At 40.2% G+C, this 26,628-nt stretch carries 26 protein-coding genes, 2 tRNA genes and 1 riboswitch; of the genes, 22 read left to right on the top strand and 6 right to left on the bottom strand.

Translation table 11 applies throughout. The annotated features are described in order from the left end of the window. Positions 1-62: 62 nt before the first annotated feature. Positions 63-437, bottom strand: coding sequence for a DUF413 domain-containing protein (locus tag I6E69_RS16655; protein ID WP_002961378.1), 375 nt, complete (start codon positions 435-437; stop codon positions 63-65). A 91-nt stretch (positions 438-528) separates the two neighbouring features. On the opposite strand from I6E69_RS16655, the gene I6E69_RS16650 reads away from it, so the two are divergent. From I6E69_RS16650 to ung, 8 genes are all read left to right on the top strand, one after another. Then, positions 529-1,401: a LysR family transcriptional regulator gene (locus I6E69_RS16650; protein WP_197121696.1), complete on the top strand. Its 873-nt coding sequence runs from the start codon at positions 529-531 to the stop codon at positions 1,399-1,401. A 166-nt stretch (positions 1,402-1,567) separates the two neighbouring features. Further along, positions 1,568-2,500, top strand: coding sequence for a porin (locus I6E69_RS16645; protein ID WP_002961381.1), 933 nt, complete (start codon positions 1,568-1,570; stop codon positions 2,498-2,500). 61 nt (positions 2,501-2,561) lie between these two features. After that, positions 2,562-2,696, top strand: a riboswitch (cobalamin riboswitch). Positions 2,697-2,942: 246 nt separating this feature from the next. Next, positions 2,943-3,755 carry an ABC transporter ATP-binding protein gene (locus I6E69_RS16640; RefSeq protein ID WP_197121695.1) on the top strand — a complete coding sequence of 271 codons (813 nt, stop codon included), beginning with the start codon at positions 2,943-2,945 and terminating at the stop codon, positions 3,753-3,755. Position 3,756: 1 nt separating this feature from the next. Next, positions 3,757-4,761 (top strand): iron ABC transporter permease, encoded by a 1,005-nt coding sequence (locus I6E69_RS16635; RefSeq protein WP_197121694.1) that lies wholly within the window; start codon positions 3,757-3,759, stop codon positions 4,759-4,761. 4 nt (positions 4,762-4,765) lie between these two features. After that, a complete protein-coding gene (locus I6E69_RS16630) occupies positions 4,766-6,250 on the top strand; it encodes a cobyric acid synthase (RefSeq protein ID WP_197121693.1) in 1,485 nt (494 codons plus the stop codon). After that, on the top strand, positions 6,243-6,842 hold the full coding sequence (gene cobO / locus I6E69_RS16625) for a cob(I)yrinic acid a,c-diamide adenosyltransferase (RefSeq protein ID WP_024604202.1): 600 nt from the start codon (positions 6,243-6,245) through the stop codon (positions 6,840-6,842). Before I6E69_RS16630 ends, cobO begins: the two co-directional genes overlap by 8 nt. After that, positions 6,842-7,702 (top strand): cobalamin-binding protein, encoded by an 861-nt coding sequence (locus I6E69_RS16620; protein ID WP_197121692.1) that lies wholly within the window; start codon positions 6,842-6,844, stop codon positions 7,700-7,702. The genes cobO and I6E69_RS16620 overlap by 1 nt, the downstream gene beginning before the upstream one ends. After that, complete coding sequence (gene ung / locus I6E69_RS16615; protein WP_197121691.1) at positions 7,699-8,361, top strand: uracil-DNA glycosylase; 663 nt, start codon at positions 7,699-7,701, stop codon at positions 8,359-8,361. The genes I6E69_RS16620 and ung overlap by 4 nt, the downstream gene beginning before the upstream one ends. An 87-nt stretch (positions 8,362-8,448) precedes the next feature. Here the strand turns inward: ung and I6E69_RS16610 are convergent, their stop codons facing one another. Then, positions 8,449-8,637, bottom strand: coding sequence for a DUF3545 family protein (locus I6E69_RS16610; RefSeq protein ID WP_002961395.1), 189 nt, complete (start codon positions 8,635-8,637; stop codon positions 8,449-8,451). A 257-nt stretch (positions 8,638-8,894) separates the two neighbouring features. Continuing rightward, a complete protein-coding gene (gene tal / locus I6E69_RS16605; RefSeq protein ID WP_197121690.1) occupies positions 8,895-9,845 on the bottom strand; it encodes a transaldolase in 951 nt (316 codons plus the stop codon). A 225-nt stretch (positions 9,846-10,070) separates the two neighbouring features. Here tal and yaaA point away from each other — a divergent pair, with 225 nt between their 5' ends. Both yaaA and I6E69_RS16595 read left to right on the top strand, forming a co-directional pair. Further along, a complete protein-coding gene (gene yaaA, locus I6E69_RS16600) occupies positions 10,071-10,850 on the top strand; it encodes a peroxide stress protein YaaA (protein WP_039488339.1) in 780 nt (259 codons plus the stop codon). Between the two features lie 120 nt (positions 10,851-10,970). Then, positions 10,971-11,927 (top strand): mechanosensitive ion channel family protein, encoded by a 957-nt coding sequence (locus I6E69_RS16595; RefSeq protein ID WP_024596180.1) that lies wholly within the window; start codon positions 10,971-10,973, stop codon positions 11,925-11,927. A 577-nt stretch (positions 11,928-12,504) separates the two neighbouring features. Here I6E69_RS16595 and I6E69_RS16590 read toward each other — a convergent pair. Further along, positions 12,505-12,825 (bottom strand): BON domain-containing protein, encoded by a 321-nt coding sequence (locus tag I6E69_RS16590; RefSeq protein WP_002961403.1) that lies wholly within the window; start codon positions 12,823-12,825, stop codon positions 12,505-12,507. Positions 12,826-13,098: 273 nt separating this feature from the next. Next, entirely contained in the window at positions 13,099-14,325 is a 1,227-nt protein-coding gene (gene srmB, locus I6E69_RS16585; RefSeq protein ID WP_002961405.1) for an ATP-dependent RNA helicase SrmB, read from the bottom strand. 75 nt (positions 14,326-14,400) lie between these two features. Here srmB and I6E69_RS16580 point away from each other — a divergent pair, with 75 nt between their 5' ends. The 4 genes from I6E69_RS16580 to I6E69_RS16565 all read left to right on the top strand — a co-directional run bounded on the left by I6E69_RS16580 (position 14,401) and on the right by I6E69_RS16565 (position 18,462). Beyond that, on the top strand, positions 14,401-15,099 hold the full coding sequence (locus I6E69_RS16580) for a tRNA1(Val) (adenine(37)-N6)-methyltransferase (RefSeq protein WP_197121689.1): 699 nt from the start codon (positions 14,401-14,403) through the stop codon (positions 15,097-15,099). 156 nt (positions 15,100-15,255) lie between these two features. Then, a complete protein-coding gene (locus I6E69_RS16575) occupies positions 15,256-17,265 on the top strand; it encodes an alpha-amylase family protein (protein ID WP_197121688.1) in 2,010 nt (669 codons plus the stop codon). A gap of 145 nt (positions 17,266-17,410) precedes the next feature. After that, positions 17,411-17,857, top strand: coding sequence for a DUF2147 domain-containing protein (locus I6E69_RS16570; RefSeq protein WP_197121687.1), 447 nt, complete (start codon positions 17,411-17,413; stop codon positions 17,855-17,857). A 137-nt stretch (positions 17,858-17,994) separates the two neighbouring features. Beyond that, complete coding sequence (locus I6E69_RS16565; RefSeq protein ID WP_039488345.1) at positions 17,995-18,462, top strand: YHS domain-containing (seleno)protein; 468 nt, start codon at positions 17,995-17,997, stop codon at positions 18,460-18,462. 385 nt (positions 18,463-18,847) lie between these two features. Here the strand turns inward: I6E69_RS16565 and fldB are convergent, their stop codons facing one another. Next, positions 18,848-19,369, bottom strand: a complete 522-nt coding sequence (gene fldB, locus I6E69_RS16560) for a flavodoxin FldB (RefSeq protein WP_024605911.1) — start codon at positions 19,367-19,369, stop codon at positions 18,848-18,850. Positions 19,370-19,463: 94 nt separating this feature from the next. Between fldB and xerD the strand changes: the two genes are divergently transcribed. From xerD to I6E69_RS16520, 8 genes are all read left to right on the top strand, one after another. Continuing rightward, positions 19,464-20,390 carry a site-specific tyrosine recombinase XerD gene (gene xerD, locus I6E69_RS16555; RefSeq protein WP_002961416.1) on the top strand — a complete coding sequence of 309 codons (927 nt, stop codon included), beginning with the start codon at positions 19,464-19,466 and terminating at the stop codon, positions 20,388-20,390. Between the two features lie 63 nt (positions 20,391-20,453). Beyond that, positions 20,454-21,182, top strand: coding sequence for a bifunctional protein-disulfide isomerase/oxidoreductase DsbC (gene dsbC / locus I6E69_RS16550; RefSeq protein ID WP_002961417.1), 729 nt, complete (start codon positions 20,454-20,456; stop codon positions 21,180-21,182). A gap of 78 nt (positions 21,183-21,260) precedes the next feature. Continuing rightward, positions 21,261-22,982 (top strand): single-stranded-DNA-specific exonuclease RecJ, encoded by a 1,722-nt coding sequence (recJ, locus tag I6E69_RS16545; RefSeq protein WP_197121686.1) that lies wholly within the window; start codon positions 21,261-21,263, stop codon positions 22,980-22,982. A gap of 144 nt (positions 22,983-23,126) precedes the next feature. Continuing rightward, positions 23,127-24,225, top strand: a protein-coding gene (prfB, locus tag I6E69_RS16540; RefSeq protein ID WP_100218355.1) for a peptide chain release factor 2 whose coding sequence is annotated in 2 segments (ribosomal slippage) — positions 23,127-23,201 and positions 23,203-24,225 — 1,098 coding nt in all. Because the reading frame shifts where the segments join, the coding sequence is not laid out codon by codon here. A 26-nt stretch (positions 24,226-24,251) separates the two neighbouring features. Then, positions 24,252-25,787: a lysine--tRNA ligase gene (gene lysS / locus I6E69_RS16535; protein ID WP_197121685.1), complete on the top strand. Its 1,536-nt coding sequence runs from the start codon at positions 24,252-24,254 to the stop codon at positions 25,785-25,787. 322 nt (positions 25,788-26,109) lie between these two features. After that, the gene (locus I6E69_RS16530; RefSeq protein WP_002961421.1) at positions 26,110-26,292 is read left to right on the top strand and encodes a hypothetical protein; all 183 of its coding nucleotides are present in this window, start codon (positions 26,110-26,112) and stop codon (positions 26,290-26,292) included. A 128-nt stretch (positions 26,293-26,420) separates the two neighbouring features. Further along, positions 26,421-26,513, top strand: a tRNA-Ser gene (locus tag I6E69_RS16525). A 38-nt stretch (positions 26,514-26,551) separates the two neighbouring features. Beyond that, a tRNA-Arg gene (locus I6E69_RS16520) sits at positions 26,552-26,628 on the top strand.

Raw genomic sequence — 26,628 nt, 5'->3', positions numbered from 1 at the left:
AAAAATATTTGCTTATACAAGTTGTAACTGTTAAAACGCAAAAAAGCAAATAACTTAAGTACTTACAGATTATCCGCTTCTGAATAATACTCTTGGCTAATCGGTGCCGGCCCTGACATTTTTGAGCGGCCAAATAAAGTATGAAACTTAGTTTTGCAGGTCGTTAGTTTTAAGTATTTTACCCAAGCTCGTTCGATTGGGTTGGTAGGTTCTTGTGAGCCAGTTACGACTGCTACAAACTGTTCTTGGTGTTCGTTTTGCGGCTCAATTGTTTTACTGTATAAGCCTTTTAAAACAACTCCGTGTTGTTCAAGTATGCTGGCTTCTAATAAGGTGAAGTTTCCGCTGCGGCTAAAGCCTCGTGGAAAGTTTTGATCATCATAAAATTGACGTTGGCTAACAAATGCTTGGCGTAGTAATGAAATGTTATTGCTCATAGCTTTATCCTCATACCTTAGTAATTAGCTGGAGTATGATGCAAGTTTGGCAATTTATTAAACAAATTATTTTTATCGTGAGGATAAAAAATTGGATATCGATTTATTAAAAACATTCGTTGAGGTAGTGCGTACGCGTCACTTTGGTAAAGCGGCCGAAAACCTTTATATTACGCAGTCTGCAGTGAGCTTTAGAATTCGCCAATTAGAGCAAGGACTTGGTGTTAATTTGTTTATTCGCCAGCGTAATAACATTCAACTTACAGCACCTGGCGAGCGTTTATTACCCCATGCACAAATGATTATTACGGGCATGCAACGCGCCAAAGTGGATGTTGCGCTTGCCGATAATATGCATAAGCAAATTAGCTTAGCAGGAACGCCCAATATTTGGGATGCTTTTTTACAGTTTGGTATAACAAATATTGTATCAGCGATGCCGGGCGTGTCATTAGTCGCAGAAGTTAAAGCACAACAAGAAAGCACTCGGCTGTTATTAGAACGCACGCTTGATTTGGCAATATTGTTTGATCCACCAAAAGTAGACGAGTTAATGGTAGAGCGAATCTGTGAGTTGCCAATCATTCCCGTAAGCGGATACGACACTGCAACGAACGAAAACTTTTTTGATAATCAGTATGTATATGTTGATTGGGGAACTACTTTCTCACTTTGGCATGCGCGTCAGTTTACCGGTAAAACACCGCCTTATTTTAGAACCAGCACAGGACGTATTGCACTTGATTTAATACTGCAATGTGGCGGCAGTGCATTTATACCTCAAGTATTGGTAGAAGGGCATTTAGAAAAAGGTGAACTGTTTCATGTTAAAGATGTAGAAAATACCTCGCGAGACGTGTTTATAGCGTATCACAGAGACAACGAGCAAAAAGAGTTAATAGAAACCTTAGTTAATTTACTATCGCAAATGACGCCAAGCTTGTCATTAAAGCAAAGTAAGTAAGTTCGGCCGTTTATTAGGTTTTCATGTTATTTTGATTTCAAATTTAATGCATTTTTATTAATAAAAAAAGACATTAATATTTCCATTGTAATATTACTGTCATTTAGCGGTGACAAAATGCAGCAGTTTTAAAAATTAGTCTTTTGTGATTATCCAAGGAAATAACATGAAATTTGTAAAATCGAGCTTATGCTTAGCACTATTAAGTGGTTTATCTTTTAATGCACTTGCTGATGTAGACATTTACGGTAAAGCGAATGTAACAGTGCAATCATCTGATGACGGCGAAGGGTCTTTTACTGAGATAAAAAGTAATGCATCTCGTCTTGGTGTTAAAGGTTCTGAAAAAATAAATGATAGTTTAGAAGCGGTATATAAGTTTGAGTTTCAAGTTGATGTGTCTGATGCTGATTCAAAAGGCGATAACGACGACAATATTTCTGCGCGTAACCAATACGTTGGTTTAAAAGGTGCGTTTGGCCAAGTGGTTATTGGTCGTAACGATACTGCGCTTAAACAATCTCAAGGTAAGTTAGACTTGTTTAACGACCTTGAAGGCGATATTAAAAATGTATTTAAAGGTGAAAACCGCTTAGGAAATACAGTTAGTTATTCATCAAACTCATACGAAGGTTTTAAAGTACTTGCTACTTTTGTAGCTGAAGATGATGTAGACGCTGATAACGGTTACTCAATGGCGGTTACTTACGGTGACGTGGCACTTAAAAAGAGCGCAGTATATGCCTCTATCGCAGCCGATAGTGAAGTAAATGGCTACGATGTAGTACGCGCGTCAATCCAAGGTAAAGTTGAAAACTTTAAGTTAGGTGCAATGTACCAAACACAAGAAAAAGTTGACGGCAGCGCAGAAGCGGATGGTTACCTACTAAATGCAGCTTACAGCATGGGTAACAACACATTTAAAGTGCAATACCAAGACATGGACTTTGACGACAGCGACGATAAGTCAGCAATATCAGTTGGTCTTGATCACAAATTAAATAAAAACATTAAAGTATTTGGCTTTTACTCAAGCTTCGATATGGACAACAACGTTGACCAAGACTACGTAGGCTTAGGTATGGAATACAAGTTTTAACTATTCGCTAAATTAGTTAAAACACTCCCTTTTTAACCGCGCTCTTTTGAGTGCGGTTTTTTTTGCTTTAAATTATTTACTTAGCCGCCCATAATAGAGCTTCATTTGGAATGAGGTGCGAGTCCTCGACTGTTCCCGCAACTGTAATTAGCGCAAAGCTTTAAGTCAGATACAAATGGTATAATACCAATTTTATTAAAAACATGATCTTTCTAGCGAATTATATAACTTACTAACTTCGTTAAAAATTATTCATATAGAACAAGTATATGTCATAATTTCCGCCTTGTTATTAAGCTATTTATTTGTCGCTATAATAAATCACTAATTTAATGCAATTGGTATGAATTCTTTTAACGAGCGGGTTTACTCATTTTTTCTTGTAGTGCATTAGTATTTTTATCGCATTTTTAGTGAGTTTAACCCTATCTAGGACTGACTATTGCACACTCAAACGCCATTAAATAAACCATTACTAAACGTTAAAAACGTATCGTGGGGTATTGGCAATAAAACGATTCTCAAAAAAATAGACCTTAAAATAACCACAGGTAAATTTGTTGGTTTAATTGGACCTAATGGCGCAGGTAAATCGAGTTTATTGCGTTGTTTATATCGTTTTAGTAAACCCAGTGATGGCGTTGTAGAGTTTAACAACACCGATATTTGGCAGCTAAAAAGCGATGAGTACGCAAAAAAAGTAGCGGTTGTTTTGCAAGAAACTCCGTCGCAATTTAACTTAAGCGTATTTGATGTTATTGCGCTTGGCCTAACGCCTCATAAATCGCTATTTAGCTCGGTAACTAACATTGATAAACAAAAAATTACCCAAGCAATCCGCACTGTAGGGTTGGAAGATCATAGTGATCAAAGCTTTGAGTCGCTCTCAGGCGGTGAAAAGCAACGTGCCTTGATAGCCCGCGCCATAGTCCAGCAACCTCAGTTGTTAATAATGGACGAACCAACTAGCCATTTAGATGTTAAATACCAAATACAGGTTATGGAGCTTGCTAAATCGTTGGGTGTAACGGTATTTGCATCGTTTCATGATTTAAACTTAGCTTCTGCAATGTGCGATGAACTAGTGGTTATTAAAAATGGTGAAATTACACATACAGGCACGCCAAGTGAGGTATTAACCGAAAACATGCTAGGCGACGTTTTTGGTGTCTGCGCCCAAGTAAATAACCACCCGCAAATATCGAAGTCGGGAAATAGCATCCCTCATATTACTTACTTTTATGGTTACAAATAATATGAGCGCAGTTAATAATCGCCACTCACTTGCGCTATTCATCAGTGCTGCAGCTGCTTTATTTAGCTTATTTGCAGCACTTAGTTTTGGTGCAGCAGAGACCTCACTTCAAGACGTACTTAATAGTTTTTTGCTCTCAAATGATGCGTCTTTTAATACGCGTATTATTTTTGAACTAAGAATGCCACGCACATTACTCGCCTTTTTAGCAGGCTCTGGCTTAGCAATTGCGGGGCTTATTTTACAAACGGTAACGCGTAACCCTTTAGCCGATCCTTACTTGTTTGGTATATCGTCGGGCGCCTCATTTGGGGTGGTGTTACTTATGGCATTAGCAGGCATTAGCGCAGGTTTTATGTTATCGGCAGCAGCGTTATTAGGTAGCTTACTCGCTATGAGTTTATTAATTCTTATTGCAGGTAGGCAGCAAAGTGCACAGGTAGAATCAATGTTATTAGCTGGCGTTGCTCTGTCGTTTTTATTTAGTGCATTTACCAGCTTGTTGCTTTATTGGAGCGACCCTCAGGCGGTAGCCGCTATTTTATTTTGGACACTGGGCAGCTTTGCACGTGCGCAGTGGGCAACGCTTTGGTTGCCTTTATTGGTAATTACATTGTGTACGTTTGTAATGCTGAGCTTTAGAAGGCAGCTCAATGCTATGTTACTGGGCGATGAAAGCGCAATTACATTAGGTGTTAGGGTCCAGCGTTTTAGAGTACTTATGCTGGTTTTGAGCTCATTAATTACCGCTGTGTTGGTGGCTATGTGTGGTGGTATTGGGTTTGTAGGATTAATGGTACCGCACATTGTGCGCTTTTTTATCTCCCAAGGCACCATCGCGGGATTGCTAGTAACCAGCTTAGTGGGCGGTACATTTATGGTGTGGGTTGATGTACTTTCGCGCTCATTGCTAAAAAACCAAGAATTGCCCGTAGGTGTTATAACCGCTGCTATTGGTAGCGTGTTCTTTTTGAGTTTATTGTTTTTTAGAAAGCGAAGGGTGTAATTCCATGAAAACCTTAATGGTGCAAGGCACTACATCTGATGCTGGTAAAAGTACCCTAGTTGCTGCCCTTTGCAGGGTGTTTGCTAAGCGTGGGGTAAAGGTTGCGCCTTTTAAACCACAAAATATGGCACTTAATAGCGCAGTAACAAAAGATGGCGGCGAAATTGGTCGTGCGCAAGCTTTGCAAGCAATAGCAGCTAAAGTAGAGCCCGAAATAGACTTTAATCCTATATTACTTAAACCTAATAGCGATACGGGCGCACAAGTGATTATTCACGGAAGAGCCGTTAGTAATATGGAAGCGGGCAAATATCACGACTATAAAAAAGTGGCGATGGATGCAGTAATTACTTCACATAACCGCTTAGCTAAACGCTTTGAATTACTCCTTGTTGAAGGGGCTGGGAGCCCTGCTGAAATAAATCTGCGTGAAAACGATATTGCTAACATGGGTTACGCCGAAGAGGTAGATTGCCCAGTAATTATAATTGCTGATATTGATAAAGGCGGCGTATTTGCACACTTGGTAGGTACGCTTGCGTTGTTAAGCGAGTCAGAACAAGCGCGCGTAAAGGGTTTTGTTATAAACCGCTTTAGAGGCGATATAGGTTTGCTGCAAGGCGGGCTTGATTGGCTTGAAGAATACACAAACAAACCCGTGCTTGGCGTATTACCTTATTTACACGACCTTGCGCTTGATGCTGAAGACGCCGTCGCAATTGATAATAACGTAACCAACGCCTCAATTAATATTGCAGTGCTGCTTGTTCCACACATTAGTAACCACACCGATTTTGATGCACTGCGTTTGCACCCAAACATTAATATAAATTATGTGCGCCATACGCAAACGATCCCAGACGTTGATCTGATAATTCTCCCTGGCAGTAAAAATGTGCTGGGCGATTTAAATTTTTTGAAAAATGAAGGCTGGGACACTCAAATTAAACGCCACTTACGCTATGGTGGTAAAGTACTTGGTATTTGTGGTGGCATGCAAATGCTGGGCAATACGCTCAACGATCCAGATGGTATTGAGTCATCATTAAAGCAAATAAATGGGCTTGCCCTGTGCGATTTTGAAACCACGCTAACAACACAAAAAGTATTAACTAAAATAACCGCTACACTGCTTTTAAATAACCAATCAACACCCTGTAGTGGTTACGAAATACATGCAGGGATTAGCCAAGGTGCAGCGCTTAATAAGCCATTTTTAACCTTTGATGAAAGCCACCCACATGGCTTTACGTTTGATGGCTTTATTAGCGATGATAACGCCATTGCGGGCACTTATTTACATGGCTTATTTGATGAAGCCGATGCTACATCGCAAATTTTAAAATGGGTAAAACCAAGCGCCTCAATTAACCCAATTAGTATTGCCGCTCACCGCGAGCAGCAGTTAGAACGATTAGCAACCATGTGCAAAACGCATTTAAACATACAGCAAATTATCTCGATTTATGAAGGGCACAATAATGACTGAACAAAACAACGATAAGCATAAGCAGCGCCAACAAAAAGTAAAAGAACAAGTGGATGCACGTGTTGCGGCAGCGCAAGATGTAAAAGGTATTTTTCAGGTAATCACCGGTAATGGTAAAGGCAAATCAACCTCGGGCTTTGGCGTTGTAGCACGCTGCGTTGGACATGGTAAAAAAGCAGCTGTTTGCCAATATATTAAAGGTACGTGGGAGTGTGGCGAGCGTAATTTATTACAAAGTGCAGGCGTTGAGTTTGTTGTAATGAACACCGGTTTTACCTGGGATACACAAAATAAAGAAGCCGATACTGCAGCCGCGCAGGCAACATGGCAAGAGTCAAAGCGCATGCTTGCTGATAGCAGTATTGATTTAGTATTACTCGATGAGCTTACGTATATGGTGACATACGGCTATGTTGATTTAGATGAAGTAGTAACAGCCCTTAATAACCGCCCGCCAATGCAGTCAGTTATTATCACAGGGCGTGCAGCACACCGCACTTTAACTGACCTTGCCGACACGGTAAGCGAAGTGCGTAATGTAAAACACGCATTCGACTCAGGCATAAAAGCGCTTGAAGGGTTTGATTACTAATGTTTAAAGCGTTTTTTATTGGGCTGCTGCTTTTTAGTGTATCGGGCAGTACACTTGCAGAGCTGGCTAATGATTCTAAAAAACTGCGAATAATCGCGCTTGCACCGCACATTGTCGAAAACCTATTTGCCATAGGGGCGGGCGATAATATTGTGGGCACGGTTGATTACGCCGACTACCCAAGTGAAGCCCAAAGTATTGAGCGCATAGGGGGTTATTACGGCATCTCGCTTGAAAAAGTATTGGCGCTTAAACCCGACTTAGTTATTGCGTGGAAAAGCGGAAATCAAAGCGAAGATTTAGCCCAAATAGAGCGTTTAGGTATAAAAGTGTATTTGAGTAACCCCGTCACAATCGCGGGTGTAGCCGACGAGTTACTTACTTTTGGTGAATTTACAGGAAATATTGAGCAAAGCCAGCAAGCGGCAAATGCATTTACACAAAAACTAAACGCGATTATTAAAAGCCAGCAAGATAAAAAAAATATTACCGGATTTTATCAGTTATGGGCTGAGCCCATGATGACAGTAAGTAAAAATACATGGATAAGCCAACTGATTGAAACATGCCATGTAAGTAATGTATTTGCACAAAGCATTACAGATTACCCGCAAATTAGTATCGAAAATGTCATTGTTACTAAGCCACAAGTTATTATTATCCCTGATGAAAAATCAAAAACGCCACAGCCGGTTGTTAATTGGCAAAAGTGGCCAGAAGTGCCTGCAGTTAAAAACGATCAATTTATTAGCGTAAATGCCGATTTATTACATCGTTTTACTCCGCGCATGCTAGATGGACTCGCGGATATGTGTGATAAAATAGACGCATCACGTAAACAGATTAAGAGTACACAATGAGCGATTGGGCTACATTTTTAGAAAGTGAATTACAGCAACCTTACATGCAGCAAACGTTAGAGTATGTGGCTAATCGCCGCAATGAAGGTGTTGCTGTTTATCCGCCTGAAGCTCAAGTATTTAGTGCTTTTGATGCCACAGCACTTAATGACATCCGCGTTGTAATTTTAGGACAAGACCCATACCACGGGGAAGGGCAAGCGCATGGCTTGTGTTTTTCGGTATTACCTGATGTAAAAAAGCTGCCGCCGTCGCTTAAAAATATGTACAAAGAGTTAGCTGTCGACATCAGCGGGTTTATTATTCCTGAGCATGGTTACCTGCAAAGCTGGGCAGATCAGGGCGTGTTTTTACTCAATACAGTATTGACCGTTGAGCAAGGGCAAGCGCATTCACATAAGCATTTAGGGTGGGAGCAATTTACCGATAATGTAATTGCCCATATTAATAAGCACTGCGAAGGTGTGGTATTTATTTTATGGGGTGCACATGCACAAAAAAAAGGTAAAGGCATAGATAGCGCTCGCCATCATGTTTTAAAAGGGCCGCACCCATCGCCGCTTTCGGCGCATAGAGGCTTTTTTGGTTGTAAGCATTTCTCACAAACGAATGAGTTATTGCAAGCCCAAAAAGATAAGCCAATTAACTGGCAAATCTAATTTATTCTAAAGAACTCAAATTGTTTAAACCATTAAAAAAGGCTTCCAGATTCTGGAAGCCTTTTTGTTTAGTTGGGGCGTATTGAATTAAAAATCGAGCTCATCAATTGCAATACTGTCTGTAAAGTAGTCTAGTTCTTGTAGTTCTTTACGTAGGCGCTGTTTGTCTTTTATTGCTTCTATTTCACGCCATTTTCTTTTTTTATTTTTCTGAGAGGTTTTCCTTGTTGTATCTGGTCCTTCTAATATCTCTAATATATCGTTTAGGCTATCCATGAACTTCTCCTATTGATTTTATTGACCTCAAGAATACCTATACCACAGGCCTAGTTAAAATAGAATAAAAAAGTGACAGTTATGTTACATAAGTGTGATTAATTGATGAAGGTTTATACGAAGATTATACGAAGATTATACGAAGATTATACGAAGATTATACGAAGATTATATGAAGGTTAAATAGAGAAGTAGCCTATTTTAGGCATAAAAAAACGCCGCTATTGCGACGTTTTCTAAAACACGATTATAGCAAATTACATTGCTTTAAAACGCGCCTCTAATTGTTCTTGTGCATCAGCAAAAGAGCGAATACCTTCAGACAGTTTTTCAGTAGCCATAGCATCTTGGTTATGTAACCAACGGAACTGCGCTTCTGTAAGTGGCTCTGGTTTTGGCTCTTTAGGAATATCTGTTTCTAGCAAGTATTCCTGTGCGCCTTCAAGGTTACCTAAATCTTCTAAAAGATTAGGGCTAATGGTTAGCTTGTCACAACCAGTAAGAGCAATAATTTCGCCTGTATTACGGAAACTTGCACCCATCACAACTGTTTTGTAGTCATGACGTTTGTAAAATTCAAAAATGCTGCGTACAGACTGAACACCTGGATCTTGTAGCGGATCGGTTGGTTTTTCCATACCGTTAGCAACGTGCCAATCTAAAATACGCCCTACAAATGGCGAAATTAGAAATACGTTTGCATCGGCACATGCGCGAGCTTGGGCATCGCTAAATAATAAAGTAAGGTTACATTTAGTACCTTCTTTTTCTAGTTGCTCAGCGGCTTTAATACCTTCCCACGTAGACGCTACTTTGATTAAAATTTTGTCTTTGCTTACACCTTCTTTTTCGTAAAGGCTAAGTAGAGTATGTGCTTTATCAATAGTCGCTTGCGTATTAAACGAAAGGCGTGCATCTACTTCAGTAGAAATATAACCAGGTACAATCTCACTAATTTCTTTACCAAGTAACACAGCAAAGTAATCACATGCTAGTTCAAGTTGTTTAGCTGGCTCTTGCTCGGTTTCTTTTGCATAGCTCCAAGCTTTATCTAGGTAAGGCTTATATGCTTCAATCTCGCTCGCTTTTAATAAAAGCGACGGGTTTGTAGTTGCATCTTCTGGTTGATGCTTTTTAATAGCTTCAATATCACCAGTGTCGGCTACGATAGATGAATGTTGTTTTAGCCTTTGTAGAGCTGAAGTCATTTGCTTTCCTCATTCCAAGCAAGTTAAAAGAAAAATCTAATCACTCTTAATATATACAATCCATACTGCAACAGTGTGACAATGCTTGATAGGTCTTATGTCCTTATCAATAGAAAAACGGCAATGCATGGGTTATTAAGAGAGGATTTATTTAAACAAAACGTGCTTTTCGTTTCATTTAATGTTGAAATTGACACTAAATAAATTACAAGTCAATAGCTAACTATGATCACTGTTATTTCACCTGCAAAAAATCTTGATTACGAAACGCCACCCGCAACAGACAAGTTCACTCAACCTGAATTACTAGAGCACAGCGAAGAGCTCATGAAAGTATGCCGTGAACTAACACCAGCGCAAATTGGCAGTTTAATGAAAATTAGCGATAAGCTATCTGGGCTTAACGCTGCACGCTTTAGCGAGTGGGCGCAGCCGTTTACACAAAGTAATGCTAAACAAGCAGTGCTTGCCTTTAATGGCGATGTATACGGCGGTTTAGATGCAAGTACGCTTAAAGCTAGCGAGCTTGATTACGCACAAAATCATTTGCGTATTCTCTCGGGTTTATACGGCTTATTAAAACCACTTGATTTAATGCAAGCTTACCGTCTTGAAATGGGCACCAAGCTTGAAAACTCGCGTGGCAAAAACTTATACGAGTTTTGGGGCAGCGTAATAGCGAACAAACTAAACGAAGTATTAAAAGCACAAGACGCGCAATACTTAGTTAACCTTGCTTCAAACGAATACTTTAAAGCGGTAGATAAAAAAGCATTAAATGCACAAATTATTACCCCACACTTTAAAGACTGTAAAAACGGTCAATACAAGGTAATTAGCTTTTACGCTAAAAAAGCACGCGGCATGATGGCGCGCTACATTATCGAAAATAAAGTAACGCAATTAAGTCAGCTTAAAGAGTTTACTGTGGCGGGTTATTACTTTAGCCCTGAGGCAACAGTTAAAGAGCTTGAGCCGGTATTTATGCGTGACGAACAAAATTAGGTTATAAGCTTAAATAAACAATTGAAAAGCCATGCATTGCATGGCTTTTTTGATACTGGCGTTATATTTGCAGCTATATCTAATATTAATGAGATTATTAATTAAATAGGTGCAAACAAAATGATCAGTATTCCGTCAGTTGGCGAAGCCGAAAAGCTAATAGAGGAAAAGCTCGGAGGGTGGTTTGATGTTGTTATCAGCCATATCCCTAATTTTATAGTGGCAATTGTAATTGCCATAGTATTTTCAATATTGGCGCGCTTTGCTGGCAAGCTGATGAAAAACGTGTTGCGCCGCTCTCTCGACTCAACGCAAATTGCCGATTTAATGGCGTCAATATTTAAAGTTATTGTGTTGTGCATCGGTTTATTTATAGCGCTCGATTTTGTTGGCCTAAAAGGCACCGTTACTTCGCTACTTGCTGGTGCGGGTATTGTGGGTTTGGCCATTGGTTTTGCGTTTCAAGACATGACCGAAAACCTAATTGCTGGTATAGCAATGGGTGTACGTAAGCCATTTAAAACAGGTGATGTAATAGAAACCGATGATGTGTTTGGTTCGGTGCATTCTATAAACCTACGTAACACGCTAATAGAGAGCTTTTACGGGCAACTAATACTTGTACCAAACAAAGTCTTATTTAGAAATGTGCTAAAAAATTACACCACGCTAGGTATAAGACGTATAGAAGTACCCGTAGGTATTTCGTATGGCGACGACATAGAAAAAGCAAAAGACGTTATAGTCGATAAAATTAACGAATTTGACTTTGTAATACGTAAAGACGAAACCGCTGTATACGCTGAAGGTTTTGGCGACAGCAGCATTAACTTACTGGTGTGGTTTTGGATTAAATACCCAGGCGAGCCTGACTTTATGACGGTACGCCACAAAGGTGTTGTTGCCGTTAAGCAAGCACTAGATGAAGCTGATATTAGTATTCCTTTCCCAATTCGTACTTTAGATTTTGGCATTAAAGGCGGTGAAAAACTCGATGCCATGATAAGCGATAAAATAAGCCAGCAGTCATCCAATAAAGACAGTAGCGACGGTGCTGACTCTAGCCAAAGTGAGTAATTTAGTTAAAACTCATTAGGCAAAAGCATTGGGAAATAGTTACTTACCAACAGCGCATTTTTACAGAGTAAAATTGCGCTTTTTTTTATAAACGGATTATTAGCTAAAAGTTTAAATATCTAGTTTGTGTTTATTGAATATCAATTCTAATTAGTTGCGTTTGGCCATGGGAGTATTAACAAGTAAGATTAGTGTTTATCCAACGATTTTTTTACTGCCTTGCCGCACACTCTGAAATAACGCTCTCATCTATTTCAATAACTAAATAAATCATCCTTTTTAAGCCAGTTAGGCCGGCTAAAGAATCTGTGTAAGCTTTTTCAGTATCAATTGGGTTAACTTAAGGGTTAAAAGAGCAAAGACAAACACGCTAGCGTCAATTCTAAATCTATCTCCTTAAGTATTAGTGTGAGCTATCGTTTTAGGGGGAGGAATAATCGTATTGCTTAGGCTTTATTTTATCTTTTTCACAGCTGCAAAATTTGCCTTAAAACAGAATATAAAAAAGCGCAGCTTGTGTTGGAGTAACAAGCCGCGCTTATGAATTAGTTATACAAATAGGTTTTTGTGGTGCGTATTAAATAACGCTAATTTTGTTACGAATGATTTTAACCCCATCTATATTTTCTAGAAATTTTTGAGCTAGTGCGCGCTGAAAACCAGTTTGTGCTTCACCGTATAAATCTACTTCACCATTTTTTACCTGCACACGAATATCACTTAACGCCAGGTTAGGGTTAGTTCGTAGGGTGTTGGTAATAGTTTGCTGTAGGTTAGGTTGAGTGGCTACACTGCTTACTACGGCCATGTTGGTTGCTGCACTTACCTTTGTAGCGCAAGCTAATAAAAATAAACAACAAAATGATACTAAAGCGATAGTTAACTTGAAGCGGTTCATAACTTAATCCTTACATTACGGTGAATAGTGCAGCCACAAAATGGAAATTCCATAGGCTAGGTTATCTTTGTAGTTACAATTTCGGTGCCAATATTAACGCTATGAAATATAAGGTAATTTTATTAAGTGGGAATTAAGGTGGGCAAAAATTACATTTAAATGAGTATGAGTTACATGCTTGGGTTACATATGTAACAGGTACAAACACCAGAGCCTGTAAGGCTTGCATTAAAAAAGCCGACAAAAGTCGGCTTAGAATAAAAATATGTTAGGTTACTTTTTCTTTTTAACCTTAGCCTTTTTCTTGGCTTTCATTTTTACTGGATCTTTACGCTTTTTAGCCGGCGGCTTAGCTTCTTTATGCTGTGGCTCAACACCTTTAATTACACGGCGTTTTAGTTTTTGTTCAACGTAGCGCTCTACTTTATACAAAATACCAATGTCGTGTGCTTCAACTAACGATATTGCAATCCCTTTTTTACCAGCACGGCCAGTACGACCAATACGGTGTACGTATACGTCGGCAGTGCGCGGCATATCAAAGTTAATAACGTGGCTAATGTCAGATACGTCAATACCACGTGCGGCTACGTCGGTAGCAATTAAGATACGTGTTTTGCCACTGTGAAAGTTTTCCATGGCTTTCATACGTTTGTCTTGTGGCATTTCGCCGCGTAACCAAGCTGCTTTAACGCCATTATTGGTTAGCTCGCCAATCAGTGTTTCTAAACGCTCACGGGTTTTAACAAACACAATTGCTTTAGTCACGTCTGGACCATTTAAGGTATTTACTAAAAGCTCTAGTTTATGATGATAGTCATCGGCTAAATGTACCCACTGGTGAATTTTAGCTTTTTCTTTACGTGACGATTCAGCTTCAAGCAGTGCAGGGTCGTTTAATGTTTTTTCAGCAAACCTTTCTACGCTGTCACCTTCGAGTGTTGCTGAGAATAAAAAACATTGGCGACGATTTTTAGCTTCGTCACAAATACGGCTCATTTCTTTTTTGAAACCCATGTCTAACATGCGATCTGCTTCATCAATAATAAGCATTTCTACGTGTTCAGCATGAAAGTTTTCGGTTTCTAGGTATTCCATTAATCGACCTGGTGTGGCGATTAAAATATCATTATTTTTTTCGAAAATTTCTTTATGCGTGCCGTAGTTAATACCGCCTGTTACTACACCAATTTTTAGGTGTGTGCGTTTAGCTAGCAGTTCACATTGTTCGTGAATTTGATAAGCCAACTCACGAGTCGGGGTCATAACGAGGACGCGCGCAAAACCAGGATCACGACGTGGGAAATCCAGTAAGTACTGAATAGCCGGAATTAAAAATGCCGCTGTTTTACCTGTACCAGTAGGCGCAGATGCTAAAATATCGCGCCCCTGTAGTGCTTCAGGAATAGCTTGTTGTTGAATGCTGGTTGGCGTCTCGTAGCCCATTTTATTAATGGCATCGAGTAGCTTGTTATCAAGATCAAATTCAGAAAATTGCATAGAGTGTCTAAAATAAGGGACAATTACCCTGATTATACGCGCTATGCTGCGCTTGGTGAATGAAAAGGTGAAAAAATGTCTGGTTTTGTATTTAAACAATTTAAAGTTGAACACGACCACTGTGCAATGAAAGTTTCTACCGATGGCATTTTGCTTGGCGCATGGGCTAATTTAAGCGGTGCAAAGTCATTACTTGATATAGGCACAGGCACCGGCTTACTAGCATTAATGTGTAAGCAGCGCAGTAATGAGCTTGATATAACTGCGGTAGAAATTGACGAAAGCGCCTATACCCAAGCATTACAAAATGTAGCTAATAGTCCGTGGCCAACAATAAGTATTAAGCACCAAACTATTCAAAGCTTTAGTAGTGAAGTTAAGTTTGATGTTGTTATCTCCAATCCACCGTATTTTAATCACAGTTTAAAAGGCGATAATGCTGCGCGTAATACCGCGCGCCATACCGACGGCTTAAGTTTTGAAGAGTTAATAAATGCGTTTAAACGTTTAAGCCATAGCCGCTCTCGCTTTAGCTTAATACTACCAAGCGTTGAAGGTGCATTATTTATTGAGCTTGCTACTCAAAATGGGCTTTATTTAAATACTCATTGCCAAGTAAAAGCCACGCCCAATAAAGATATTAGCCGCAGTTTAATGGCATTTAGCTACGTAAAAAGCGATATAGAAACATCAATTCTGTGTATTAGAAACTTAGATAATACCTACACCGCTGATTATATAGCCCTGTGCAAAGCATTTTATTTGAAAATGTAAATTGCCAAGTTATGTAGGTTATCTAGTAATAAAGGATAATTTACCTATTATGCATACGTATTCAGTTTTTATTTAATCAATTCTCAATCTAGTGTTAACCACTTGTAAATAACGTCGAGTAGTTGTTTTGCTCGCTCAACAGTTGGATCACACACTATGAAACTCAATAAAGTAATCACCACCGCAGGTTTAAGCCTAGGGTTGCTCTTACCGAGTATTGCCACAGCTACGCCCACCACATTTGTGCATTTGTTTGAATGGAATTGGCAAGATGTAGCGCAAGAATGTGAGCAATACCTAGGACCAAAAGGCTACGCTGCAGTACAGGTCTCGCCGCCTAATGAGCACATTACAGGAAGCCAATGGTGGACACGTTATCAGCCAGTAAGTTATGAACTGCAAAGTCGTGGCGGAAACCGTGCGCAGTTTATCGATATGGTAAATCGCTGTAGTGCAGCTGGGGTTGATATTTACGTTGATACGCTTATTAATCATATGGCAGCAGGAAGTGGCACTGGCACAGCGGGAAATAGCTTTGGTAATAAAAGCTTTCCTATTTATAGCCCACAAGATTTTCATGAAAGTTGTACCATTAATAGTTCTGACTATGGCAACGATCGCTACCGAGTACAAAATTGTGAACTCGTTGGACTTGCCGATTTAGATACCGCTTCAAACTATGTGCAAAATACCATTGCAGGATATATTAACGACTTACAAGCTATTGGCGTAAAAGGCTTTCGGTTTGATGCTTCTAAACATGTTGCAGCAAGCGATATCCAAAGTTTAATGGCTAAAGTAAATGGCTCGCCAGTGGTTTTTCAAGAAGTGATTGATCAAGGTGGGGAGGCTGTGGGTGCCTCTGAATATTTAAGCACAGGTTTAGTAACTGAATTTAAATATAGCACTGAGCTTGGTAACACCTTTAGAAACGGCTCGCTTGCATGGCTGAGTAATTTTGGCGAAGGGTGGGGCTTTATGCCAAGCTCTTCTGCGGTGGTCTTTGTAGATAATCACGACAATCAGCGCGGGCATGGCGGCGCTGGTAATGTTATTACCTTTGAAGATGGCCGCTTATATGACTTAGCCAATGTATTTATGTTGGCTTATCCGTACGGTTATCCAAAAGTAATGTCGAGTTATAATTTTCATGGTGATACAGATGCTGGTGGGCCAAATGTACCGGTACATAATAATGGTGACTTAGAGTGTTTTGCTAGTAATTGGAAGTGTGAGCATCGCTGGTCATATATTGCAGGCGGGGTCGATTTTAGAAATAACACCGCCGACAATTGGGCAGTAACAAACTGGTGGGATAACACAAATAATCAAATTTCATTTGGCCGAGGTAGCTCGGGTCATATGGCTATTAACAAAGAAGACTCAACACTAAGTGCAACTGTGCAAACCGATATGGCGCCAGGGCAATACTGTAATGTGTTAAAAGGCGAGTTGTCGGCTGATGCTAAAAGTTGTAGTGGTGAGGTTATAACGGTTAATTCCGACGGTACTATTAATCTTAATATTGGCGCTTGGGATGCGATGGCAATTCATAAAAATGCCAAGTTAAATACAAGTTCAGCGCCAAGCACTGAAGGTGACTGGCAGCGAACGGTTATTTTTATTAATGCACAAACACAAAGCGGACAAGATATGTTTTTGCGCGGTGGAATTGACCACGCTTATGCAAACGCAAACCTTGGTCGAAATTGCCAAACAAGTAATTTTGAGTGTGCAATGCCTATTCGTCATAATAATTTAAAAAACGTGACAACAAGCCCTTGGAAAGCAAATGATAACTACCTTGATTGGTATGGCATAGAAAATGGACAAAGTAGCGAAGCAGAAGGTTCTGCTACCGACTGGACAACGAATGTTTGGCCTGCAGGTTGGAGCGCTGAAAAAACGCTAAACACAGATGGTTTTGGTGTAACACCATTAAATATATGGGGCGAACACTATTGGATGCTTGATGTGGATATGGATTGCAGTAAATCGGTTAATGGATGGTTTGAACTAAAAGCATTCATTAAAAATGGCCAAGGATGGGAGACTGCTATTGCTCAAAACAATACACCTTATACAAGCACTAATCATATAGCGCAATGCGGAAAAGTTAATAAATTTGAGTTTAATAATTCAAGTGTAGTAATTCGTAGTTTTTAAAAGTAAACAAAAAAGCTCATATGAAAACCTAAACTAATGATTATTAGTTTAGGTTTTTTTTATTTTAGGTACAGCGCTTTAATAGTGTGTTTATAAATCACCTGTTATGATTCACTCATTAGTTACATTGAATTAAGACAACACAATGAAAAAGTTAAATAAATTAGCATTACTTAGCACGTTAACAGCCACCATTTTTGCAAGCCAAGGTGTATTTGCTGCTATTACGCCTGTAGGGCTTTGGAAAACGATTGATGAGGATACAAGCCAAGCTAAGTCGTATGTACGTATTACCCAAACCAACGGTGTATTAAGCGGCAAAATTGAAACTATTCTAGACCCGGCAAAACAAAACGATATATGCAGTAAGTGTGATGATGAGCTAAAAGATCAGCCTATTTTAGGAATGACCATAATCACCGATGTAAAAGCACAAGATGATGGCGTATGGGGAGACGGTGAAATACTCGATCCAACAAATGGTAAAACCTACACCTTACAATTAACCCCGCAGGATGAAGGTAAAAAGCTCGAAGTACGCGGCTACATTGGCTTTTTTTACCGAAACCAATATTGGCTAAGAGTAGAGTAAGTTTTACTACTTACTTAATTACTAAACGTTAAATAATTAAGCATTAACTGAAATCATTTTTGCGCTTTGCCTTTCTTACTCACTAAGCCTGCCATATTTAATTGGCATAAAATTTTGAGTAAATAAAAGGGTAAAATATGATTAAGTACATAGTTGCTTTAATAATGCTTAGCACACTGTTAATAAGCGGTGGGGCAAACGCAAAGGATGATGCGGTAAACACGGGTTGGTTTAATAACACGGCTATTAAAGGGTACGACAGTGTTGCTTATTTTACCCAAAATAAAGCCGTTAAAGGCAATGACAAATATACGTTTAGTTATTTAGGTGCCGACTGGCATTTTTCGAGTGAAGAAAACAAAACGGCATTTGCAGAAAACCCAAAGCGTTATGCTCCGCAATACGGTGGCTGGTGCGCTTATGCAATGGCTGATGAGGGGAATGCCGTAGGGATTGACCCAGAAGCATTTTATATTCACGAAGGTAAGCTTTACTTAAATTACAGCCAAAGCGTACAACAAAAATGGTTAAGTAATTTATTGCCGTACATTGTGATGGCTGATGGATATTACCCACAAACGACCAATGTTATGACGTTTCAATAAATTACTCATATTATTAGGGTCTGTTGAACTTTGCGGATTAAAATTTGTTCAAACTAGGGGTTATTTAATCGCGGCGCGAGATTTGTAACCTAGTGGGCTCGATAACTGCTCCTGCGTTATTCTACTGACTTACATCCATGTAAGAATAAGTAAAAACCGAGCAACAAAGAGTAAGTAGCCCCTAGGAAGAACCCTTTGGGCAGCGCCTGTTTGGCATTAATGCTACGTTATCGCCCATTTATGGGGAATAACCACACTGCATAGGCTCTGCCTTGCCTTAATACCAAACAGACTGCTGCAAATTTAACCTTAAAAGATCAACAGACCCTAGTTAAAAAGCCCGCAACTAAACTAGTTGCGGGCTTTTTACTTATTAGCTAATTAATTAAAGCGTTTCGCTATATTCAGTCATTACCTGTTCAACCCATGTTGCAATACGCTCATCGCTTAGCTCGTATTGGCTGTCTTCGTCGAGCGCAAGACCAACAAACTGTTTACCATCAGGGGTTAATGCTTTTGAGGCTTCAAACTCGTAGCTACTGTCGTTTGGCCAAAAACCAAGTTGAGTAAATGTTTGCGTATTTATTTCATCGTGTAGCATGCCTAGGGCATCTTGAAACCATTGCCCGTAACCTTGCTGATCGCCCATGCCAAATAAAGCAATGGTTTTACCGTTTAGGTTTACGTCGGCTATGTCGTCCCACTTTGACTCCCAGTCTTCTTGTATTTCACCAAAATCCCATGTTGAAATACCAAAGATGATAAAGTCGTACTGCTCTGCATTTTTTAGTGGCTCGTCTTTAATATTGTGCAGGGTAACTATATCGGCACCAATAATGTCGCGAATCTTTTCTGCTGCCATTTCGGTGTAGCACGTAGTAGAACCAAAAAATAAACCAATTTGCATCGTATTTATCACTGTGTAATTGCCTGATATGATAGGCTCAAGTTTACCGTAAGGTATTTTTAATTGATACCTTAGCAAAGCATGAGAGCATAATGTGACAACGCTATCTGACGATTCTTTTGAAAATAACAGCAGTATGAGCAGTAATAGCGACTACCTAGAAACCTTTTTAGATAGCCTGTACTTAGAACAAGGCGTAAGCGAAAATACATTAAGCGCTTATCGCAGTGATTTAGATAAGTTTTGCCTATTTTTAAAGGGCGAAAATTTAATGACGGTAACGGGGCTCGACATAGAAAGCTACTTAGCGCATCGAGTTGATTTAGGTTTAAAACCACGCAGTACAGCACGTAGCATTAGTGCGTTAAAGCGTTTTTATCAGTACTTTGTGCGCGAAAAAATAATTAGTGATTCGCCCATGCTAAACATAGCTCAACCAAAAGCCGGACAGTCGTTACCTAAAACACTCTCAGAAGCTGAAGTTGAGGCATTGTTAAATGCGCCCAACACAGAAGAAGCGATGGGACTGCGCGACAAAGCCATGCTAGAGCTACTTTATGCAACGGGCTTGCGTGTAAGTGAGCTTGTTGGGCTTCGTATGGAGCAAATTAATTTGCGCCAAGCGGTTGTGTTTGTAAAAGGCAAGGGTAACAAAGAGCGCTTAGTGCCATTGGGTGAAGAAGCCATGTATTGGCTGGAGCAATTTTTAAAGGGTGGGCGTGCACAAATGATAAAACACGCCACCGATTTTGTGTTCCCATCTAAGCGCGGAGTAGGCATGACGCGACAAACCTTTTGGCATAGAATTAAACACTATGCTATTTTGGCATCAGTTGAGTCTCCATTATCGCCCCATACCATGCGCCATGCTTTTGCTACGCACTTATTAAATCATGGGGCAGATTTACGTGTGGTACAAATGATGTTGGGCCATAGCGATTTATCAACGACGCAAATTTATACCCATGTTGCCAATGAACGGTTAAAGTCGGTACACGCAGAGCATCATCCGCGAGCGTAAGTTTGAAAGTAAATATTATTAAGCCGGTCAATATATTAAGTATTTTTAGGATAGAGAGAAGTTATGAAAAAATTAATGTTAGCAGGTGCCATGTTGTGCACAAGTATTAGTGCATTTGCAAATGGCGTTGCTGTAACACCAGATGCTAATGATCCTATTATTACTAAATTTGCCGAGCTTGGTGTAACTGTAAAGCAAATTAACCCAAGCCCAGTAGCGGGTTTAAAAGAGTTGATCACTAATAAGGGCGTGCTTTACGCAAGTCCAGATGGTCAATTTTTAATGCAAGGTACGTTAATCGATTTAAATAATCGTAACAACTTAACAGAGCAAGCATTAAACGGCGTGCGTGTTGAGGGCATTAAAGAATACGAAGATTCGATGATTGTGTACAAAGCACCAAACGAAAAACACAGTATTACCGTATTTACCGACATTAGCTGTGGTTACTGTCGTAAATTACATCGCGAGTTAGACGATTTACTTGATGCGGGTATTACCGTTAAGTACCTTGCGTTTCCACGTGGTGGCTTACAAGGTTCAGGCTACGCCGATTTAATGAACGTATGGTGTGCACGCGATCAGCAAGAAGCACTAACAGAAGCTAAGTCGGGTACAAGTACTAAAGTAGTTGCAGGCTGTAGCGCACCGGTTGCAGAGCATTACCAGCTTGGTCAAAGCTTTGGTATTAGCGGCACACCTGCCATTATTTTAGAAGATGGTACGATGATCCCTGGTTACCAGCCAGCAGCAGCACTAAAAGCAGCATTAGATGCTAACAAAGCGTCGTAATACGTTTTATAGCTAATAAAAAGGCCTTAATGGCCTTTTTTTGTCTTTTTAATACGACCCAATAAGTTAAAACTCTGCATGAAAAAATTGATCATTGCGCGTGAAAACGTTGACGACTCGCATCTACCGAGTAATTTACACCCTGTAATTAAACAAATTTATGCTAACCGCAATGTATTTAATGCCGACGAGCTAAATAACAGCGTAGCTACGCTTCACGACTTTAAATTGTTTAAAGATATCGACAAAGCCAGCGATTTACTAATTGAGGCATTAAAGACGCAAAGCCAAATATTAATAGTCGGCGATTTTGATGCTGATGGCGCAACAAGTACTGCAACATTAATGCAAGGCCTTGAGATGTTTGGCTTTAAGCATTTAGATTACTTAATTCCTGACCGGTTTAGCTTAGGTTATGGTTTAAGCCCCGCACTTGCAGAGCAAATAGTACAAATAAAGCCTGATTTAGTGATCACCGTAGATAACGGCATATCGTGTATTGCCGGTATTGATATTTTAAAAGCGGTTGGCATAAAAGTGCTGGTAACAGATCACCATTTACAAGGTGAGCAACTACCAAATGCCGATGCAATAGTAAATCCAAATAGGCACGAATGTAGCTTCCCGTCTAAATCTATAGCAGGCGTTGGCGTTGCTTTTTACTTACTGATAGCACTGAGAAGCGTAATGCGAGACCTTGGCTATTTTGAGCAGCAACCGCCGCCTAATTTAGCTAACTTGCTCGACATTGTAGCGCTTGGTACGGTTGCTGACGTAGTGGCGCTTGATGCAAATAACCGCACCTTAGTACACCAAGGTTTAGCACGTATTCGCAGTGGTAAAACACGCCCTGGTATTACCGCGCTTATTGAAGTGGCTAACCGCAATGCTGCCCGCTTAAGCGCAAGCGACTTTGGCTTTTCACTTGCGCCGCGTTTAAATGCAGCAGGGCGATTAGACGACATGAGTTTGGGTATAGCTTGCTTGCTTAGCACCGACATAAACCAAGCGCGTAGTATAGCCGGCGAGCTCGATAGCTTAAACTTTGCAAGGCGCGAAATAGAACAAGGCATGCAAGCCGAGGCGCAAGCCGTGCTTGATAGACTCGCATTTAGCGACGATAACGTCCCTGATGCAATCTGCTTGTTTCAAGACGATTGGCACCAAGGTGTTATTGGCATTTTGGCTGGTCGCTTAAAAGAAAAATACCACCGACCAACCGTTATATTTGCTGGTGGCGAAAACGGTGAAATAAAAGGTTCGTGCCGCTCTATAGAAGGGTTGCACATGCGCGACTTACTCGAAGGGCTTAATACTGCTGAGCCACACTTAATTAATAAGTTTGGTGGCCATGCAATGGCCGCTGGTTTAAGTATTAATGAGCAACACTTTAATGACTTTAAAAAAGCATTTGATGCTGCCGTGAGTGCGCAACTGAGTGAAGAAAGTAAACGCTGCATTGTATTTACCGACGGTGAGCTGCCAAACGACTGCTTTACTATGGAGTTTGCTCAACTATTAAAGCAATCGGGCCCTTGGGGGCAGCAATTTCCTGAGCCGGTGTTTGAGCACACCTTTGAAGTAATACAGCAGCGCATAGTCGGCGAAAAGCATTTAAAGCTGGTGCTAAAGCATCAATCAGGGCGATTAGTTGACGCCATTGCCTTTGGTATTGATGTAAAAGAATGGCCCGACACAGAAGCGAAGTTTGTAAAAGTAGCCTATCAACTCGATATAAATGAGTTTAGAGGTAAATTTACGCTGCAATTAATAGTTAGAGAGCTTGAAAAAGTGCACTAAAAAATATGCACAAATCATGCATAAAAGGCTAATAAAACGCGCGGTTTTTTGTTAAAATCGGGCGTTTTTATCATTTGACGATAATTTGTTGCGAAAATCCCATGTAAAGGGGCGCAATTACCTAGCCATTTTGGAGTGATGTACATGTTTGAAGTGAATCCTGTGATTAACCAAATCAAGGAAATTCGCGAACGTACTGAATTGCTTCGGGGGTACCTTTGACTACGCTCTTAAACAAGAACGCCTAGAAGAAGTTAACGCCGAACTTGAAGATTCAGCCGTATGGAATGAGCCTGAACGCGCACAAGCGCTTGGCCGTGAAAAATCAGCATTAGAGGCTGTTGTTGAAACAATCGACAACCTTGTAGCCGGTACTGACGACGTTGAAGGTCTACTTGAACTTGCTGTAGAAGCCGAAGATCAAGATACCTTTGATGAAGCACAAAGCGAACTTAGCGATCTAAACGAGCAGTTAGAAGGTTTAGAGTTTCGTCGTATGTTTTCAGGTCCTCATGACTCAAACGATGCGTACCTTGATTTACAATCGGGTTCTGGCGGCACTGAAGCACAAGACTGGTGTAACATTCTACTTCGTATGTATTTACGTTGGGGCGAGGCTAAAGGCTTTAAAGTTGAGCTAGTTGAAGCAACCGACGGTGATGTTGCCGGTATTAAAGGCGCAACAGTTCGCTTTGTTGGCGAATACGCTTACGGTTGGTTACGTACAGAAACAGGCGTTCACCGTTTAGTGCGTAAAAGCCCGTTTGACTCAAGTGGTCGTCGTCATACCTCATTTGCTTCTGCGTTTGTATACCCAGAGATTGACGATAATATTGAAATTGATATTAATCCGTCAGACCTACGTATAGACGTTTACCGTGCATCAGGTGCGGGTGGTCAGCACGTTAACACCACCGAATCGGCGGTTCGTATTACTCACGTACCAACAAATACCGTAGTGCAGTGTCAAAACGAGCGTTCACAGCATAAAAATAAAGCCCAAGCGATGAAGCAGTTAAAAGCTAAATTATTTGAGCTTGAGCTACAGCAGCAAAATGCTGAAAAACAAACGCAAGAAGACGCTAAATCTGATATAGGTTGGGGTAGCCAAATACGTTCATACGTACTTGATGACGCACGTATTAAAGATTTACGTACAGGCGTTGAAAACCGCAATACCCAATCGGTACTTGACGGTAACTTAGATAAATTTATTGAAGCCAGCCTTAAATCTGGCCTATAACCACCAAGCTAATAAAGAGCTAAAAAATGACTGATAAAATCCAAGACGAAAACAAGTTAATCGCTGAGCGTCGCGGCAAGTTAGACGCGATACGCGAAAATTGCCCAGCCAACGGTCATCCAAACCAATTCCGTCGTGAGCATTACACGGCTGATTTGCAAGCCCAGTTTGGTGATAAGAGCAAAGAAGAATTAGTTGAACTACAAGAAGTTGTGTCTATTGCTGGACGTATTTTAGCAAAGCGTGGACCGTTTTTTGTAATTCAAGACATGAAAGGTCGCGTACAAGCGTATGCATCTAAAGATGTTCAAAAAGACCTTAAAGAAAAATATGGTCAGCTAGACACTGGCGATATTATAGGTGTTAAAGGCGCGTTAAATAAATCGGGTAAAGGCGATTTATACGTAGAAATGACTGAGTATCAATTACTAACTAAGTCACTTCGCCCGCTACCTGAAAAATTCCATGGCTTATCAGATCAAGAAACAAAGTACCGCCAACGTTATGTTGACTTAATTACTAACGAAGTAACGCGCGAAACATTCCGCATTCGTTCACAAGTAGTTGAAGGCATTCGTCGCTTTTTAGCAGACCGTGACTTTATGGAAGTAGAAACACCTATGCTACAGGTTATACCTGGCGGTGCATCTGCGCGTCCGTTTGTAACTCACCATAACGCGCTTGATATCGACATGTACCTACGTATAGCGCCAGAGCTTTACTTAAAGCGCTTAGTGGTAGGTGGTTTTGATCGTGTATTTGAAATTAACCGTAACTTCCGTAACGAAGGGTTATCTACACGTCACAACCCAGAATTTACAATGATTGAATTTTACCAAGCATACGCTGATTACATCGACCTGATGAACATCACCGAAGACATGCTACGTACTGTTGCAGAAAACGTACTAGGTAGTGCAATTGTAGTTAATACAACTAAAGACGAAAACGGCGAAGTTATCGATTCAGTTGAATACGACTTTGGCCAACCGTTTACACGTTTAAGTATGGCGGATGCTATCTTAAAATATAACCCTGAGTTTGATGCTGCGGTATTTAACGACCCAGAAAACCACTTTGAAGAGTTAAAAGCGTACGCTAAACAAGTGCACGTTAAAATTCCTGAAAACTGTGTTTGGGGTCCAGGTAAGTTCTTGTGTGAAATATTTGAAGAAACAGCAGAGCACATGCTTATTCAACCTACGTTTATTACTGGTTACCCGTGGGAAGTGTCACCACTTGCACGCCGTAACGACGAAAACCCATTTGTTACCGACCGTTTTGAGTTTTTCGTTGGCGGCCGTGAACTTGCAAATGGTTTCTCTGAGCTTAACGATGCACAGGACCAAGCTGAGCGCTTTACTCGTCAAGTTGAAGAGAAAGACGCAGGCGATGATGAAGCAATGCACTACGACGAAGACTACATACGCGCACTAGAGTACGGCTTACCGCCAACGGCTGGTGAAGGTATTGGTATTGACCGTTTAGTAATGTTGTTTACTGATTCATCAACAATTAAAGACGTTATTTTGTTCCCGCATATGCGTCCACAAGCTGACTAATCTTTAGTAGAACAAAGTAAGTTAATAAACGCCGCTTAATAGCGGCGTTTTTTTGCTTATAATTAGTGTTTTAATTAATAAGTACTACACTAAAAATTAAAGGTAATTGTTAGTGCTGATTAATGTGCAATTCAGCTTCACTAACTTATTGTTATTGGAAGTTTTTAATATTAAAACTAACAGTGCTATAACTTTTTAGTATGATTGTTTTTTAAACACATGTTGTATTTATGTAAATATTTAGGCTAGAATACGCACGAAATTTACACTGCTTGGTATTTAGCAGCTAAATATTGATTCTTAAAGGACCTAGAATAAGAGTATGAAAGACAAGCGATTAGATGATTTATCAGAAGAGTGCACATCAGAGCAAGAACGAAACGCTTACTACCGTGCTTGTATCGCTGAATTTCAACAATTAGGTTACCAAGAACAGTATTTGGCTCAGTTAACTGATGACTTAGTTCCCGTGCTAGGTGTTAATCCTTCAAATAAAAATACGTAACCCGCTTAAATTTCAAACTAATTACACTTTTAAACCAAGCATATGTGCAATCTGTAACCATATAGTCGTTTTTGGTAGAAAAGTGTTTGACATATTTTCTGAAATCTTTATTATACGCCCCACAAGACGGAGAGGTGTCCGAGTGGCCGAAGGAGCTCCCCTGCTAAGGGAGTATAGAGTTTGTAGCTCTATCGAGGGTTCGAATCCCTCCCTCTCCACCATTTCTTTTAATGGCGTGTTTTGTAAAATTTTAAAGTATGGGTGCATAGCTCAGCTGGATAGAGTACTCGGCTACGAACCGAGCGGTCGGAGGTTCGAATCCTCCTGCGCCCACCA

Source organism: Pseudoalteromonas sp. NZS100 (assembly GCF_015864815.1).
Taxonomy (GTDB): Bacteria; Pseudomonadota; Gammaproteobacteria; order Enterobacterales; family Alteromonadaceae; genus Pseudoalteromonas; species Pseudoalteromonas distincta.
The sequence above is the reverse complement of the archived record's forward strand: the minus strand, read 5'-3'. Positions and strand labels throughout refer to the sequence as shown.